General features: G+C 36.2%; 12 protein-coding genes. 8 read left to right on the top strand and 4 right to left on the bottom strand.

Going from position 1 to position 15,081, the window contains the following annotated elements; all coding sequences use genetic code 11:
- Positions 1-482: 482 nt before the first annotated feature.
- A complete protein-coding gene (gene def, locus M2265_RS14970) occupies positions 483-1,709 on the bottom strand; it encodes a peptide deformylase (protein WP_132771613.1) in 1,227 nt (408 codons plus the stop codon).
- A gap of 111 nt (positions 1,710-1,820) precedes the next feature.
- Here def and ruvX point away from each other — a divergent pair, with 111 nt between their 5' ends.
- Both ruvX and ybeY read left to right on the top strand, forming a co-directional pair.
- Positions 1,821-2,234, top strand: coding sequence for a Holliday junction resolvase RuvX (ruvX, locus tag M2265_RS14965; protein ID WP_132771612.1), 414 nt, complete (start codon positions 1,821-1,823; stop codon positions 2,232-2,234).
- Position 2,235: 1 nt separating this feature from the next.
- Entirely contained in the window at positions 2,236-2,670 is a 435-nt protein-coding gene (ybeY, locus tag M2265_RS14960) for an rRNA maturation RNase YbeY (RefSeq protein ID WP_132771611.1), read from the top strand.
- Between the two features lie 59 nt (positions 2,671-2,729).
- On the opposite strand, the gene M2265_RS14955 is transcribed toward ybeY, so the two are convergent.
- Positions 2,730-3,149, bottom strand: a complete 420-nt coding sequence (locus tag M2265_RS14955) for a nucleoside-diphosphate kinase (protein ID WP_132771610.1) — start codon at positions 3,147-3,149, stop codon at positions 2,730-2,732.
- 150 nt (positions 3,150-3,299) lie between these two features.
- Between M2265_RS14955 and M2265_RS14950 the strand changes: the two genes are divergently transcribed.
- From M2265_RS14950 to galK, 5 genes are all read left to right on the top strand, one after another.
- Positions 3,300-4,148 (top strand): 4-hydroxy-3-methylbut-2-enyl diphosphate reductase, encoded by an 849-nt coding sequence (locus tag M2265_RS14950; RefSeq protein WP_132771609.1) that lies wholly within the window; start codon positions 3,300-3,302, stop codon positions 4,146-4,148.
- An 81-nt stretch (positions 4,149-4,229) separates the two neighbouring features.
- Complete coding sequence (gene hemH, locus M2265_RS14945; protein ID WP_132771608.1) at positions 4,230-5,258, top strand: ferrochelatase; 1,029 nt, start codon at positions 4,230-4,232, stop codon at positions 5,256-5,258.
- A gap of 18 nt (positions 5,259-5,276) precedes the next feature.
- Positions 5,277-6,551, top strand: coding sequence for a metallophosphoesterase (locus tag M2265_RS14940; protein ID WP_132771607.1), 1,275 nt, complete (start codon positions 5,277-5,279; stop codon positions 6,549-6,551).
- A gap of 181 nt (positions 6,552-6,732) precedes the next feature.
- Positions 6,733-7,782, top strand: a complete 1,050-nt coding sequence (locus M2265_RS14935) for a UDP-glucose--hexose-1-phosphate uridylyltransferase (RefSeq protein ID WP_132771606.1) — start codon at positions 6,733-6,735, stop codon at positions 7,780-7,782.
- A gap of 3 nt (positions 7,783-7,785) precedes the next feature.
- On the top strand, positions 7,786-8,937 hold the full coding sequence (gene galK / locus M2265_RS14930) for a galactokinase (RefSeq protein ID WP_206368610.1): 1,152 nt from the start codon (positions 7,786-7,788) through the stop codon (positions 8,935-8,937).
- 74 nt (positions 8,938-9,011) lie between these two features.
- Here galK and mfd read toward each other — a convergent pair whose 3' ends face one another.
- Together mfd and M2265_RS14920 are read right to left on the bottom strand one after the other, a co-directional pair.
- Entirely contained in the window at positions 9,012-12,347 is a 3,336-nt protein-coding gene (gene mfd, locus M2265_RS14925) for a transcription-repair coupling factor (protein WP_132771605.1), read from the bottom strand.
- Positions 12,348-12,488: 141 nt separating this feature from the next.
- Complete coding sequence (locus M2265_RS14920) at positions 12,489-13,070, bottom strand: hypothetical protein (RefSeq protein WP_021187994.1); 582 nt, start codon at positions 13,068-13,070, stop codon at positions 12,489-12,491.
- 212 nt (positions 13,071-13,282) lie between these two features.
- On the opposite strand from M2265_RS14920, the gene M2265_RS14915 reads away from it, so the two are divergent.
- Positions 13,283-15,019, top strand: a complete 1,737-nt coding sequence (locus M2265_RS14915; RefSeq protein WP_132771604.1) for a tetratricopeptide repeat protein — start codon at positions 13,283-13,285, stop codon at positions 15,017-15,019.
- Positions 15,020-15,081 lie beyond the last annotated feature (62 nt).

Below are 15,081 nucleotides of genomic sequence, written 5' to 3'. Positions count from 1 at the left end.
GAATCTTATGAGAGACACCTTTGAATCTTGTTAGATTTTAGTAGGAATATTTAATAGCTTAAAGGCAGGGTTTGTAGAGGATTTATAGAGCTTTACCTCTATGAACCCTCTACAAACCCTCTATTATCACACTATAAAAACTTAAGGAAATTATAAGATGATCCCTATTAGATAGTAAGTTGTTTCAACTGTCATGAAGGGAGGTCATTTGTTTACGATTTACCAAATACAGGTGGTAGGAAATGTATTTGTTGCTATAGGGTCATTGCCTTTTCTAACAGGACTTAGATCGTTTGAATTAATAGCTAGGGATAATAAGTCATAGCTATTGAATTAATTCATTTTGCAAAATATTTTTCTTTTATCAAGCAGATCTCTATGGTAAAGGAGAAATTTATGATTGTATGCCAATCGGTGATGCTCAAGTAACAATGGATCGCTATGGATATTTTTAATAAGATCCATAGCGATCCATTTTTTTATTAAGGGCGTAACGTATTTGGCTTAATATAAAACTGCATTTTATCACTTAGGGGTTCAAATTCTTCTTTTTGAGCCTCTTCCACACGGTCTGGGTAAAGTATTCCATATAAATGATCTACTTCATGCTGAAAAATAACGGCAGTAAACCCCTCAATATTTTCCTCCTTTATTTTGCCTTCTTTACTAATATATTGTAAGCGGATGGTATTACTGCGAAGTACCTCTTCCCGACGATCAGGTATTGATAAGCATCCTTCAACTCCCTTTCTGATGAATTTTGATCGCCAAATAATTTTAGGGTTAATGTAACTTTCAAAAGGTTCACCTACTTTATCAAATCGTTGTACAACAATTAAGTTTTTATTTATTCCTATTTGCGGGGCCGCGATGCCAACGCCAGCATGCTCTGGATCTTGGACTGTGCTAAACATTCTTTTTTCTAAGATTGCGATCGATGGGTCATCAAATTTAAGGTCAACAGAAGTGGTCGTTAATACAGTCAGATCTTTCTCATTTGTAATTTGTAGCACACGTAATTTTTCTGTTTCTGTACCATTATTGATGATCTTAAGATCATCTGCGCTAAAATTTTGTCCTGCCTGAATATCTACTGGTCTTTCGTTTTTTTGTTTATGAAAAGCTTTTTCTCCTGCCATAATCTTTGTCTCTAAAATGTTTTCTTGAGGTGGTACAGGGCAGCGATAGCCATTGCTGTACGCACAGTAAGGGTTGTAAGCGGTATTAAAATCTATAGTTGCTTTGCCATTTATGATGTCCTCCGTTGATAAATCAATATAACGTCCTCCACTATAGCTTTCCTGACCGTTTGTTAAATCTAAAAAGGGTAGAAAGAGGTGGTTTTTGTATTGTGGATTTTGAAATAGCGCCGCACTTTGATAAACTGTCAGTTGATAGGGTTTATTGTTTAAAGTGAAATTTAAAATAGCATAACGTTTATAGGGGTTGCTAGTTCCATCGTAAGTGGGCATTTTGAACGTTTCTTCTCCTATTAATAAGGTAACGTCCGCCGTCACTTGGTATGCTTTATCTACTGGGAAATAATCTAAAAACTGTACCTGGTCTGCCGGTAAAGGACCGAATTTTGACTTGGAGAGACTCAAAGCTTTTTCTTGGCGATCTTTTAGAATAAGCGCCTGGTAATCTTGAGCATTTGCTTTTATACTTACAGTCATTAAGAAAAGCCCAATTAATATGGTGTATTTCATTCATTTTAATTTAAAGTCTAGCAAATTTATAGATTTTTTTTGATCAATAGGGAATCTATTTTACAGAAACAGAATCGTATTTTTGTCAAAATATTTAAGATAGGCATCGTTATGAGATTAATGGCTTTTGATTATGGAACAAAAAGGATCGGTATTGCAGTGACAGATCCGATGCAAATAATTGCAACAGCATTAACGACGGTGCATCCGGATAAAATTTGGGAGTTCTTAGAAGATTATTTTAAAACAGAGCAGGTGGAGACGTTTGTATTGGGCAAGCCTTTGCAAATGGACGGGACGGATTCGGAGTCTGCGATTCATATTTTAGGATTTGCAAGACGGTTAAAGAAAACATACCCTTTGATCCCTATTATTGAAATAGACGAACGGTTTACGTCAAAAATGGCCGCTGCTGTTATCGCTCAAAGCGGTAAGAAAAAAAATAAAAGACAAGAAAAGGGTATTGTGGATACCATATCAGCAACCTTGATCTTGCAGACATATATGGAAACTAAAGCATTTTAATATGGCATTAAAAGATATTCTATTCTTTGTAGAAGATATTGATTTTAAATTAAAGGAAAAGGCAAAAATTCGTCAGTGGATTGTGGATACAATCAAGGCTGAAGGATTTAAACGTGTTGGTGAACTAAGCTTTATCTTATGTTCAGATGCTTATTTATTGGAAATTAATAAGCAGTATTTGAATCATGATACTTATACAGATGTTGTTACTTTTGACTCCTCGGAAGATGATGATGTGATTGCTGGTGATATATTTATCAGTGTTGAGCGTATTACAGAAAATGCTGCTAAATTTAAAGTTGATAGTAAAGATGAGTTACAGCGCGTGATTATGCATGGCGTATTACATTTATGTGGATACCATGATAAAAAACCCGAAGATAAAACGTTGATGACGGTTAAAGAGAATGAGTATCTTGGGAAACGAGGTTTTTAGATATAAAAAAGGCTTGCAATAATACTATTGCAAGCCTTTTTTATATGATTTGATTAAGACTAAAATCTCTCGAATTGAGAAAAGAAAAATGCACCTTCGATTTGAGCGTTTTCATCTGAATCAGAACCATGAACCGCATTAGCATCGATAGATTTTGCATATTTGTTACGGATGGTACCTTCTGCAGCTTCAGCAGGGTTAGTAGCACCGATTAAAGTACGGAAATCTTCAATTGCATTTTCTTTCTCCAAGATAACAGCAACAATAGGACCTGAAGTCATAAAGTTTACTAATTCTCCGTAGAAAGGACGCGCGCTGTGTACTGCGTAAAAAGCACCCGCTGTTTCTGTAGTCAATTGAATATATTTCATTGCTACGATTTTGAAACCACCAGCAATAATATCATTCAAAATAGCGCCGATGTGACCATTTGCTACTGCATCTGGTTTGATCATCGTAAAAGTTCTGTTAGTTGCCATTAATGTTATTTTTTTTGCAAAAGTAATGATTTCCACCAATAACTGAAAGATAAGCATATTATATTATCATTACGACTATTTTTATGTAACTTTTTCTTTGATAAAAAGTATTTTCTTTGCGTGTCTAGAAATGATTAACTTTGTACTATTATGGCATTAAATCTAACAGTTGATATTGATAAGGATTCCGGTTTTTGCTTTGGTGTAGTCTATGCAATAGACATGGCTGAGGAAATTCTTGAGGAAGATGGTTATTTGTACTGTCTAGGCGATATTGTACATAATGATGAAGAAGTTGCTCGACTAAAAGCAAAGGGTTTGCGGATCATTGCTCATGATGTTCTTCCCACTTTACAACATGAAAAAGTCCTTATCCGTGCACATGGTGAAGCTCCAGAAACTTATAAGATCGCTCTAGAGAATAATATTACGCTAATTGATGCATCGTGCCCCGTTGTTCTCAAGTTGCAAAATAGAATTAAAACTTCTTTTGATCAGGATGAGAAGATCCTCATCTTTGGGAAGCATGGCCATGCTGAGGTTGTTGGTTTGCAGGGACAAACTAATGATGAAGCTTTAGTTTTTCAGGATATTGCTGAGTTGGATGATGCCGACTTGCCAGCATCCTTTACACTTTATAGCCAAACGACGAAGAGTGTAGATAAGTTTTATCAGATCAAAGATGAGTTGATCAAGAGAGGCTATGAAGTAAAAGCAAACGATACCATTTGTCGCCAAGTTTCTAATCGTTACGAAGATCTGGTACACTTCGCCAAGATGTATGACAAAATTGTTTTTGTTTCGGGTAAAAAATCTTCCAATGGTAAAGTTCTTTTTGAAGTTTGCTTAAAAGAAAATCCTGATACTTATTTTGTTTCAGAAGTTGGAGAGATTGATGTAACAGTTTTCAAAGAAGGCGATCGTGTGGGTATTTGTGGAGCGACCTCAACACCTATGTGGCTGATGAAAGAAGTCAAAGCTTACTTAAAAGCAATATAACCTCACAATTACGCGTCATAAATATTTCATATTGTCGTAGATAGCAATATCTACGATCTAATTTTCATACTTTTGTTTCAAATGAGTAAGAAAGCTACCAAAGGAATTTTATTAGTTCAACTGGGGACTCCGGATAGTCCTGCCACATCAGATGTAAGAAAATATTTAACAGAATTTTTAATGGACGGAAGGGTAATTGATATTCCATATATCAATAGAACACTTTTAGTTAGGGGAATCATAGCTCCTACTCGTGCTCCGAAGTCTGCTAAAATTTATGAAACAATCTGGGATAAGGAAACAGGTTCTCCTTTGATGCATTACAGCATTATACAGCGTGATCTCTTGCAGGATTCTTTAGGGGAGGATTATCATGTCGAATTGGCCATGCGTTACCAGAGTCCTTCTATTGAAAATGCTTTAAAAAATATGGAGGGAATGCTTCTGGATTCGATTCGTGTTATTCCTTTATTTCCGCAATATGCATCTGCGACCAGTGGATCTGTTATTGACCGCGTGATGGAACTGATTCGTAAATGGAATTATTTACCGAATATGAGTTTTGTAAGTAGTTATTGTCAAGAGCCACTCATGATTGAAACCTTTGCAGATCATGCAAGACAGCATGATATTGCTCATTTTGACCATATTGTATTTAGTTATCACGGGCTTCCTGTACGTCAATTGGGGAAAGTTGATCCAACCAGGCAGTTAAGTTGTCCGGAGGATGGTTGTGATTCGTGTAAAAATACGGTCAATTCTTTTTGTTATCTGTCACAATGTCATGCAACTACAAGAGCAATTGCTCAAGAATTAGGTCTTGAAAAGGAGCAATATAGCATCTGTTTTCAATCGAGATTAGGCAAAGAACCTTGGATTCAACCTTATACGTCAAGTTTATTAGAGGACTTGGCACAAAAAGGCAAGAAGAAATTATTGGTATTTAGTCCAGCATTTGTTGCCGATTGTATTGAAACAATAGATGAAATTGGCGTGGAATATGCTAATGAGTTTAAGCATTTGGGAGGTGAAGAGGTTCAATTGGTTGAAAGTCTAAACGGTGATCCTAAGTGGATTGAAGCATTGAAGCGCTTGGCTTTGAATGCTTAATACTAACTTAAAAATACGATGTTAATAGTAAATGTAATTGTACTTCTTCTATTGGACTTTTATATCTTTTTTGCATTAAAGGCAACAAAGATCAAGTTTGCAAAGACTAAAACTTTTGGGATTCTTTGGTGGGGTTATTCAATTTTGCTTTCTCTAGGAGTTATCATTTCCTTTAAATTTAATATTCCACTACTAGTTCGTTCCGTTTTTTTAGTTGCTTTTTTTCTCACAGCAGCTTCTAAATTCTTCTTTTTCTTTGTTCTCATTCTGGATGATTTGAGGAGAGGAGGACTTTGGCTAACGAGACTGTTGACCCCGAAAAAAACGATCAAACAAGCGGTCAATGTGTTGGAAATGCCAATCGCTGAAGAGCCAGTTAAAGGGATCACAAGGTCAGATTTCTTAACAAAGGCGGGGATTTTGGTTGGTGCGTCGCCATTGGTGCCTTTAAGCTGGGGAATTATTTCGGGAGCGTATGATTATCGTGTGCGTCGTCAAAAGTTATACTTGCCAAATTTGCCAGCAGCTTTTCACGGGATGAAGATTGGACAAATTTCTGATGTGCATTCGGGTTCTTTTTATAATAGAAAAGCCGTAAATGGTGGAGTTGACTTATTACTGAATGAAAAACCAGATGCTATTTTTTTTACTGGTGATTTAGTTAATAATGTCGCTTCAGAAATGCGTGATTATCAAGATATATTTTCAAGGGTAAAGGCTGATTTAGGTGTATTCTCAAGTTTAGGAAATCATGATTATGGTGATTATTATTTTGGGAAAGAGGATTCAGCGGCCAAAAGAAAAAATCTTCAGGACTTGATTGAGACACATAAAGTAATGGGCTGGGATCTTTTGAATGATGAGAATCGGATTTTGAAAGTTAACAATGAAGAATTGGCTATTGTTGGTGTACAGAACTGGGGTACCGGCCGATTCCCTAAGCACGGCGATTTGCAAAAAGCTTTGTTGGGTGCAGAAGAACAGTCTGTTAAATTACTTCTTTCCCACGATCCTTCGCACTGGCGGGCTCAGGTGCTAGATACAGATATCGACGTCATGTTCGCGGGGCACACACACGGTATGCAGTTTGGTGTTCGGCTTAAGAATGTTCAATGGAGTCCTGCAAAATATGTGTATAAAGAATGGGCCGGTTTATATAGAGAAAAAAACAATAAGCAACTTTATGTAAATGTGGGCTATGGATTCTTAGGTTACCCGGGTCGAGTAGGAATATTGCCTGAGATCACCATTTTTGAACTTATAAAAGGGAATGATCCGAAAGCACGCGTATAATTAAAGAATAACATTTATAAGGGATGTGGTATTTAAATATGCTTCTCCTACATGTTAGCTGATGACAATAAAAAAAATAAGCACTCAATCGAGTGCTTATTTTTTTATTGTCATTGTCATTTTCTTTAACAGTCTAATTACTATCTTTAACGATCAAAAATTATGAAATAAAAATTAGACCATGCAACAAACATTCGAAATTAATTCGGATCCTCATACCCGGTTGAATATACTTACTGGTGAACGTGTGCTCGTTTCTCCACATCGAAGTAAAAGGCCATGGCAAGGACAAGTCGAAGATGACAATCAAGAACAACGACCATCATACGACCCGAAGTGTTATTTGTGTCCGACGAACGAACGGGCTGATGGAGATGTTAATCCCGATTATAAAGAGAGTTTTGTATTTGTAAATGATTTTTCTGCACTCTTGAAGGATACGCCTACGGCAGATATCAATGAAGATGAGCTTTTTATTGCGGAATCTGAAAAAGGTATTTGTAAAGTTATCGCCTTTTCTCCACGACATGATCTGACACTTCCAGAAATGTCAGTTCTGGCAATAAAAGCGGTAGTAGATGTTTGGCAAAAGGAGTTTACTGCTTTGGCTGAACATGAGTGGATAAAGTATATTCAAATATTTGAAAATAAGGGTGCTATAATGGGGTGTAGCAACCCGCATCCACATGGTCAGATCTGGTCACAAAATCATGTTCCTGTGGAACTTCAGAAGGAGTCGAAAAATCAAAAGACATATTTTGACAATCATGGTGTTACCATGCTAAGTGCATATGTTCAAGCAGAATTGAGAAAAAATGAACGTATTATAGAAGAGAATGACAGTTTTGTTGCGTTAGTTCCATTTTGGGCATCATGGCCGTATGAGACGATGATCGTAAGTAAAAGACCTGTACAGAATATATTAGCTTTCACAGATCAGGAGAAAGAACAGCTGGCCTCAATTTTGAAATTGTTGACAACACGCTACGACAACTTATTTAATACATCATTTCCTTATTCTGCGGGTATGCATCAAGCTCCGGTGAATAGTGGAGACTTTCCGGAATGGCACTGGCATATGCATTTTTACCCACCATTGTTACGTTCTGCTACGGTTAAGAAATTTATGGTAGGTTATGAAATGCTGGCAAATCCACAGCGTGATATTACGCCCGAATTTGCAGCTCAACAATTAAGAAACTGCTCAACGACTCATTATAAAAACGTTTAATTTATGATTACTAAAGAATCTATACAGAATAAATTTACATCCATTTTTCAAGCTGAGCCTATTATTGTACGGTCCCCAGGTAGAATTAATATCATAGGAGAGCATACCGATTATAATGACGGGTTTGTGCTGCCAGCGGCTATCGATAAAGCGGTATATATTGCTGTATCTAAAAGAGATGATGAGTTGATCTCTTTATATGCCGAAGATTACAAGGCCGTCTACGAGATCAGTTTAAATGCTATTGCACCAACAGATTTACATTGGCCTAACTATATCTTGGGGGTTGTTGATCAAATCCAGAAAAGGGGTTTATTGGTTGGTGGATTTAATCTTTATATCGATGGTGATGTTCCCTTAGGAGCAGGTCTATCTTCTTCTGCCGCTGTAGAATGTGCTACGACTTTAGCTTTAAGTGAGCTTTTTGAGTTAAATATTCCACGTTTGGAGATTCCAAAAATTGGACAATTGGCCGAGCATACTTATGCAGGAGTAAAATGCGGTATTATGGATCAGTTTGCTTCAACGTTTGGTAAAAAGGATCAGGTATTAAAGCTCGATTGCCGTTCTTTAGAATATGAATATGTTCCTCTGATATTGGATGGTTATACAATCATTTTACTGAATACAAATGTAAAACATGCATTAGGAGATACTGCGTATAACAAGCGTGTGGAACAATGCAAGCAAGCTATTGATTGGGTTAAGGAAAAATATCCTGAAGTTGTCAATATGCGTGATGTGTCGGTTTCGATGTTGGATGAAATTGTGAAAGATAGAGATGCTGAAGTATATACAAAAACACGTTTTGTCGTTGAAGAAAGCGAACGCGTGCATGAGGCATGTGAGCATCTGAAAGCTGGTAATTTAAAAGCATTAGGACAAAATCTATTGGCGTCACATCATGGTTTGAGTCAAGAATATGAAGTGAGCTGTGCTGAGTCAGATTATTTGGTGGATTTTATCAAACAGTTTCCTGAGGTGCTGGGGGCAAGACAAATGGGGGGTGGTTTTGGTGGTTGCACGATTAATCTTGTGAAAAATGATTTTGTTGTCGCACTTATCGAGAAGATCTCACCAGAATATTTCGCGAAATTTGGTAAGGAATTGACCGTAATACAGGTGAAAACAGATGATGGTACATCTGTTTTGTAATGAATAATCTAAAAAAGGTTTCTATCATTAAATAGAAACCTTTTTTAGATCGTGTACTCATATGACAAATGCTATTATACCATTTCTTTTAAAAGCTTTAAAGCATAACTAATACTATTCACATTACTTAAAGCCAGCCTAAGCTGCTTTTTGATTTCTTTTAAATTACTAATCTCTGGGTGCTGCTGAACAAAAGCAAGTACTCTTCCAAATTGATCTGATTCGAAATAAGTTGATTTTGGGTTGTTAACGAAATATCCTTTTAAAGTGTTTTTCTTGTAGGATATTTTTTCAAATCCAATCTGCTTTCCAAACCATTGTAGGCGCAAAGTATTAAACAATTCAAAGACTTCATGTGGTATCGGACCGAATCGGTCTTCTAATGATACTGCAAAATCTGTCAGTTGGTCTTCATTTTCGAGTTTCGATATTTCCGTATATAGGTTATATCGCTCACTGATATTGGTTACATATTCATCAGGTATCAATACTTCCATATCGGTGTCGATCTGCGTAAAGGAGACATATTTGTGGTCTTTATCATCGGCAAAGACATCTGAGAATTCGTCTTCTTTTAATTCCTGAATTGCTTCATCAAGAATTTTATGATACATCTCAAAACCAATTTCGGCAATAAACCCAGATTGTTCTCCACCTAATAAATTTCCTGAGCCACGAATATCAAGATCGCGCATAGCGACATTAAATCCTGCCCCTAATTCTGAAAACTCTTCGATTGCTGATAATCGTTTATAAGCCTCTGGCGTAAGTGTAGATAATGGAGGGCTTAGCAGGTAACAGAATGATTTTTTATTTGAGCGACCTACACGTCCACGCATCTGATGAAGATCGCTTAGACCAAACATATGCGCATGGTTAATGATGATGGTATTGGCATTGGGAATATCCAATCCGGCTTCGATAATGGTTGTGGCAACCAATACATCAAAATCGTGATTGATAAACTTAAGCATAACATCTTCGAGATCATCACCTTCAAGCTGTCCATGCGCGATACCTACCCGTGCATTAGGGACTAATTTTTGAATCATAGCACCTAGTTGCTTAAGATCGGCAACACGGTTGTGAATAAAGAACACTTGTCCACCGCGTTCCAGTTCAAAGGATACTGCTTCCTGTATCAGTGTTTCATTGAATACATGCAATTCTGTTTGAACAGGTTGACGATTGGGGGGTGGCGTGTTGATTAAACTCAAATCTCGCGCCCCCATCAGCGAAAAGTGTAATGTACGGGGTATAGGGGTTGCGGTTAATGTCAGTGAATCGACATTGGCACGTAATAGTTTTAATTTTTCTTTAACGGAGACTCCAAATTTTTGTTCTTCATCAATGATCATCAGGCCCAGATCTTTAAATTTAACATCCTTACTTACTAGGCGATGAGTACCGATGATAATATCAATTTTCCCCTCAGCTAATTTTGCCAATGTTTCTTTAATTTGTTTTGCTGTTTTAAATCTATTGATATAGTCTATGGTACACGGTAGATCTTTGAGGCGTTCAGTAAAAGTTCGGTAATGCTGATGTGCAAGAATCGTTGTTGGTACAAGTACTGCAACCTGCTTGCTGTCTGCAACAGCTTTAAATGCTGCTCTTATAGCAATTTCCGTTTTTCCAAAACCAACATCACCACATACTAGACGGTCCATCGGATGTGGCGATTCCATATCACGTTTTACATCTGCAGTAGCTTTTTCTTGATCTGGTGTGTCTTCATAAATAAAAGAAGCTTCCAGTTCATTCTGTAAATAAGAATCTGGACTAAAGGCCGTACCGGTCTGTGCTTTACGTTTCGCATAGAGCATGATCAAGTCTCGGGCAATGTCCTTGACTTTTTTCTTTGTGGTTTTCTTTAGCTTGTCCCATACATCTGTTCCCAGTTTATTCATTTTTGGAATAGAACCTTCTTTTCCTGAATACTTGGAAATCCGATTTAAGGAGTTGATGTTTACGTACAGAAGGTCATTGTCAGCATAACTCAATCGGATCATTTCCTGAGATTTGCCATTGACTTCCACTTTCTCAAGTCCAGCATACTTTCCGACACCATGGTCGATATGGGTAATATAATCACCTGGTTTAAGATCTCGCAGATCTTTTAACGTGATGGCCTGACTTTTTTCATAACCTTTTTTTCGCTTGTACTTATAATATCGATCAAAAATTTGATGATCTGTATAGCAGGCTAATTTGACATCATCGTCCCTAAATCCTTCTCTGAATCCTTTATGGACAGGAATAAAGGTAACTGTTTTGTCGAGATCTTCTAAGATTTTATATATCCGCTCTATTTGTTTAGGCGAATCTGAGAAGATTAAATTTTCGATTTTATTTTTCTCATTCTCTTTGAAATTATGGATCAACAGATTGAAATCTTTATTGAATGAGGGTTGTGGGTGGATATCAAATTTGATTGTCGTTTCGGCTTTATAGAAGAATTGTTTTCCGAATTCGACGATTGGGAAATCGAAAAGGAGTGCATTGAAATTTTTTTCGTCAGAAAATCCATAAGCGGGATTTATCCACTCTGAATTGTCTTTCTTTTCTTTTTCTGATAAAGCATTCCAAAACTCGGTTGCTTTTTTATTTCCATCTTTTATCGTATCCAATGTGAACTGAACATCTTTTATCCAAACAACTGCATCTTTGTCAATATACTCCAAAAGGGAAATATTTTGCGCACTTAAGAATTTAGCTTGCACATTGGGGACGATGGTTACTTTATGAATTTTTGATACAGACAGTTGGGATTCGATCTCAAATGTTCGAATGCTTTCAATGTCATCTCCAAAAAATTCTATTCGGTAGGGAAGATCATTAGAAAAAGAGAATATATCGACAATTCCTCCTCGAATGGCGTACTGTCCAGGCTCGTAAACAAAATCTACACGGTCGAAATCGTATTCAAATAGAAACTCATTGATAAAGTCTATACTTAATTTGGTGTTTTCGGTTATTTCTAACGTGTTTTTCTCCAGATCACTTCTATTAATTACCTTTTCAGCAATTGCTTCTGGGTATGTAACAACCATTTTTGGTAATTCGGAAGTATGATTTAGTACATTTAATGTTTCTGCGCGTTGTAAAACATGTGTTGCATCAAGTTGTGTAAAATCAAAAGGTTTACGGTAGGAGGCGGGAAAAAATAATACCTGTTTATCCAGAAGGCTTTCCAGATCACTTAAGAAATAAGATGCATCTTCATGTGTTGGAAGGATAAAGAGGTAGGGGCGTTCTTGTAGGGTATAACTCGCTACTGCAACAACGGCATCAGATGAACCGATAAGGCCTCTTAAATGGACTTTTGGATTTTTAGCTTGTATCGCTTTTGTCAAAGTTTGTGTCAACTCACTTTGACCGTATTTTTCTATAATTTCTTTAATTCCCACGCGTTCACTAATTTGGAATATTGCGAATTTAGTTAAAATGATGGGTTGTTACAAAATAAGCTTTTGCTATCTGCTATAAATAACCAAAAAAATTAGTAAGGTCTCATTGTCATTGGTACTGGACGGTGTTGTAAAACTGTATTATAAGTTTGTATTTACATTTAATACTTTTATATAGTCTTTTAATGCTGTAGCATTTGCTGCATCAAGTATTTCTTGGAAATGCTCTCTATAGTCAAACTGATGGTCCTCATGAATTTTTTCATATTTTGACACAGCATGTTTTATTCTGCCAGCTATATATTTTTGAAGTTTATGTGCGGCAGATTGGTAAGATGAACCAAATAACGATGGGTACATCATGATGGCTCTTTCTAAAATGTAAATACGAAATTCTACTTCACTCAATTTATCTTTTGTGATTTTTTCGTGCTCGTTAACCATGCCGCTGGCTTGTTTTACCAATTTGCTTAATCCTACGAAATTGCTCATACTTGGCGTATTGTACACTTGTGATTCACCTATGTCAAAAAGTTTCTGTAGCTGTTTTCTCAGATGTTCAATGCGTTGTTCTAAGTCAGATTCATCTTCTAAAAGCTGAAAATGTAGTTGTTTGATGAGCATTTTATCTTTACTAATCAATCGGAGTAATAACTTGTCTTTTTCCTTTAAGGGAAGGTTAAGCACAGCTTTTTTTAATTCGGGATCTTGATGAATTGACATGATTTAAAGATAGGTGAAAATTAATGATTTTTAAAATTAGTAACGACGATGTATGCCCTACCTTAAAAAGCGGTTGGCTAATTGTTCATCCTGATGTTACTATAAAATCAAAATTTTAATAACATTATTTTAATAGACCTTCTTGACGTACTACATCTAAAATTATTTATATTTGTAGATAAATACCTACATCCTAATAATCTTCCATTGATTTGAAACTGCTAAATATATTTTTCTGTACGTTAGTTTTTGCGAATACGGCTTTTGCGGATTCTATTAAGCTTGAGGATTTGTTTTCCAGTAAGAGTCGGATTGAATATTTAATCAAACAAGAGAGGGATTTTGGGACTGATAATATTGCTTTAAAAAATTTTTTAAAGCCTATCATTTCTTATTCGAAGATATATGATGATGAGTCCTTGCTCATTGCATACGATAATATGCTTGCAAGAGGATTTGCCAATGTTTATGATTCGGCCAATGCTAGAAGCACAAATCTGTATTTAACTGCGATAAAAAAAGCAAAAAATACCAAAGATAAAGAACTTGAATTTTGGACAAAAGTCAATTATGGGTTTTATCTGTATGATTTGCATAATTATACGGACGCATTTCCAGTTTTCTTAGGTCTACGCGACTTACTGCCTCAGATATCTCTGAAAAAACTTCCTAATCCTGATATTTCCCTACGTAATATGGCTTATTTTTTTGGTAGTATAGGTGATGCTGAGGCTAATATGGAATATCTAAATCTTGCCCGTAAACATGCAGCACCTCAATCAAGAGAAATGGGAAGTATCCTTGATGCATTAGGTACGGCATATCTGAAATTGGCAGATACTGTAACAGCATTTCGTTATTTTAAAGAAGTGGAGTCACTGTCTAAATTTAATGGTGACGAAGTTCGATTGGGTAAGGCACTTGGTAATCAGGCACTCATTTATCGGGGGAAAGGGGATTTCGGAAAAGCAGTTGATTTATTATTGGAAGACCTTGTTTATTCTGAACGCAATAGTAGTAATCAGAATACCATGTACGCTTATATCTTATTGGCTCGAATATATGTCGATCAGGGTAAATTAGACCTCGCTGAGAACGCGATCAAGCGAGCGAGTAATTACGCTACTCAAAAAGTGTATCTGAAAAAATCTGAAAAGGAGATTACGGAAGTTAGATTACAAATTGCTGTAAAGCGACAGGATGACCATAGCGAACTTTTAGCCAGGAGGAGACTGATTCAGATTAATGATAGTTTACAGCTGTGGAATAGTGATGAGAAACTGCAACAATTAAAATGGCTGGCGGATAAACAGAAATATATTCATAGAATAGAACTGGGCAAAGAACAATTCGAGAAAGAATTGTTTAAAAAGAGAGCGTACAGTATTGTTGTTGTATTATTATTGGCGTTATCGATAAGTTTGTATTTTCTTTTTAACAGAAAACTGAAGGTGCGTAGAATTATCTATGAGAGGCGTGTATTAGGCCTGCAGATGGAAAAGTATTTGTCTGACCAAAAGCTAATGGAAGCAAATAATAATTTATCTTCTTTTACTATATATCTAAAAGAGAAGAATGAGTATATCGCTAATTTGAAAGATGAAATAGAAACTGTAAAACAAACTTCGTTTTCTGTTATTGAGAATGAAAGGGGGCAACTACAAGCATTGTTGGAATCCCATTTAATGACTGAAGATAAATGGAGTTTATTTAAGGAAGCTTTTGTAAAGGAGTATCCGCTTTTTTACAATGATATCCTTAGAAAATTCCCAGAATTGACTGAATCAAATCTGAGATTCATATTTTTAGGTAAGTTAGGCTTAAAAAATAACGAGATATCTAATTTATTGGGCGTGACTGAGGATGCTGTGAAGAAAGCTAAACAGAGATTGAAGAAGAAAATAGGGGAAGACCGTTACACCGTATTGTCTTCGAATTTAAAATCGTAGCGCTGTCATAGGTGATCTCCACTTTCAAAGTCAAATATCTGTTTATGGATAAAAAATAAAAG

Origin of the sequence: Sphingobacterium kitahiroshimense, from assembly GCF_025961315.1 — a bacterium.
Lineage (GTDB): Bacteria > Bacteroidota > Bacteroidia > Sphingobacteriales > Sphingobacteriaceae > Sphingobacterium > Sphingobacterium anhuiense.
Note: the sequence above shows the minus strand (reverse complement) of the source record. Positions and strands in the feature narration are given on the sequence as shown.

Coding starts and splice junctions, on each gene's coding strand:
- M2265_RS14940 (WP_132771607.1), top strand. CDS start 5,277: ATGTTAATAGTAAATGTAATTGTACTTCTTCTATTGGACTTTTATATC.
- M2265_RS14955 (WP_132771610.1), bottom strand. CDS start 3,149: ATGGCAACTAACAGAACTTTTACGATGATCAAACCAGATGCAGTAGCA.
- ruvX (WP_132771612.1), top strand. CDS start 1,821: ATGAGATTAATGGCTTTTGATTATGGAACAAAAAGGATCGGTATTGCA.
- M2265_RS14950 (WP_132771609.1), top strand. CDS start 3,300: ATGGCATTAAATCTAACAGTTGATATTGATAAGGATTCCGGTTTTTGC.
- hemH (WP_132771608.1), top strand. CDS start 4,230: ATGAGTAAGAAAGCTACCAAAGGAATTTTATTAGTTCAACTGGGGACT.
- galK (WP_206368610.1), top strand. CDS start 7,786: ATGATTACTAAAGAATCTATACAGAATAAATTTACATCCATTTTTCAA.
- ybeY (WP_132771611.1), top strand. CDS start 2,236: ATGGCATTAAAAGATATTCTATTCTTTGTAGAAGATATTGATTTTAAA.
- M2265_RS14920 (WP_021187994.1), bottom strand. CDS start 13,070: ATGTCAATTCATCAAGATCCCGAATTAAAAAAAGCTGTGCTTAACCTT.
- M2265_RS14935 (WP_132771606.1), top strand. CDS start 6,733: ATGCAACAAACATTCGAAATTAATTCGGATCCTCATACCCGGTTGAAT.
- def (WP_132771613.1), bottom strand. CDS start 1,709: ATGAAATACACCATATTAATTGGGCTTTTCTTAATGACTGTAAGTATA.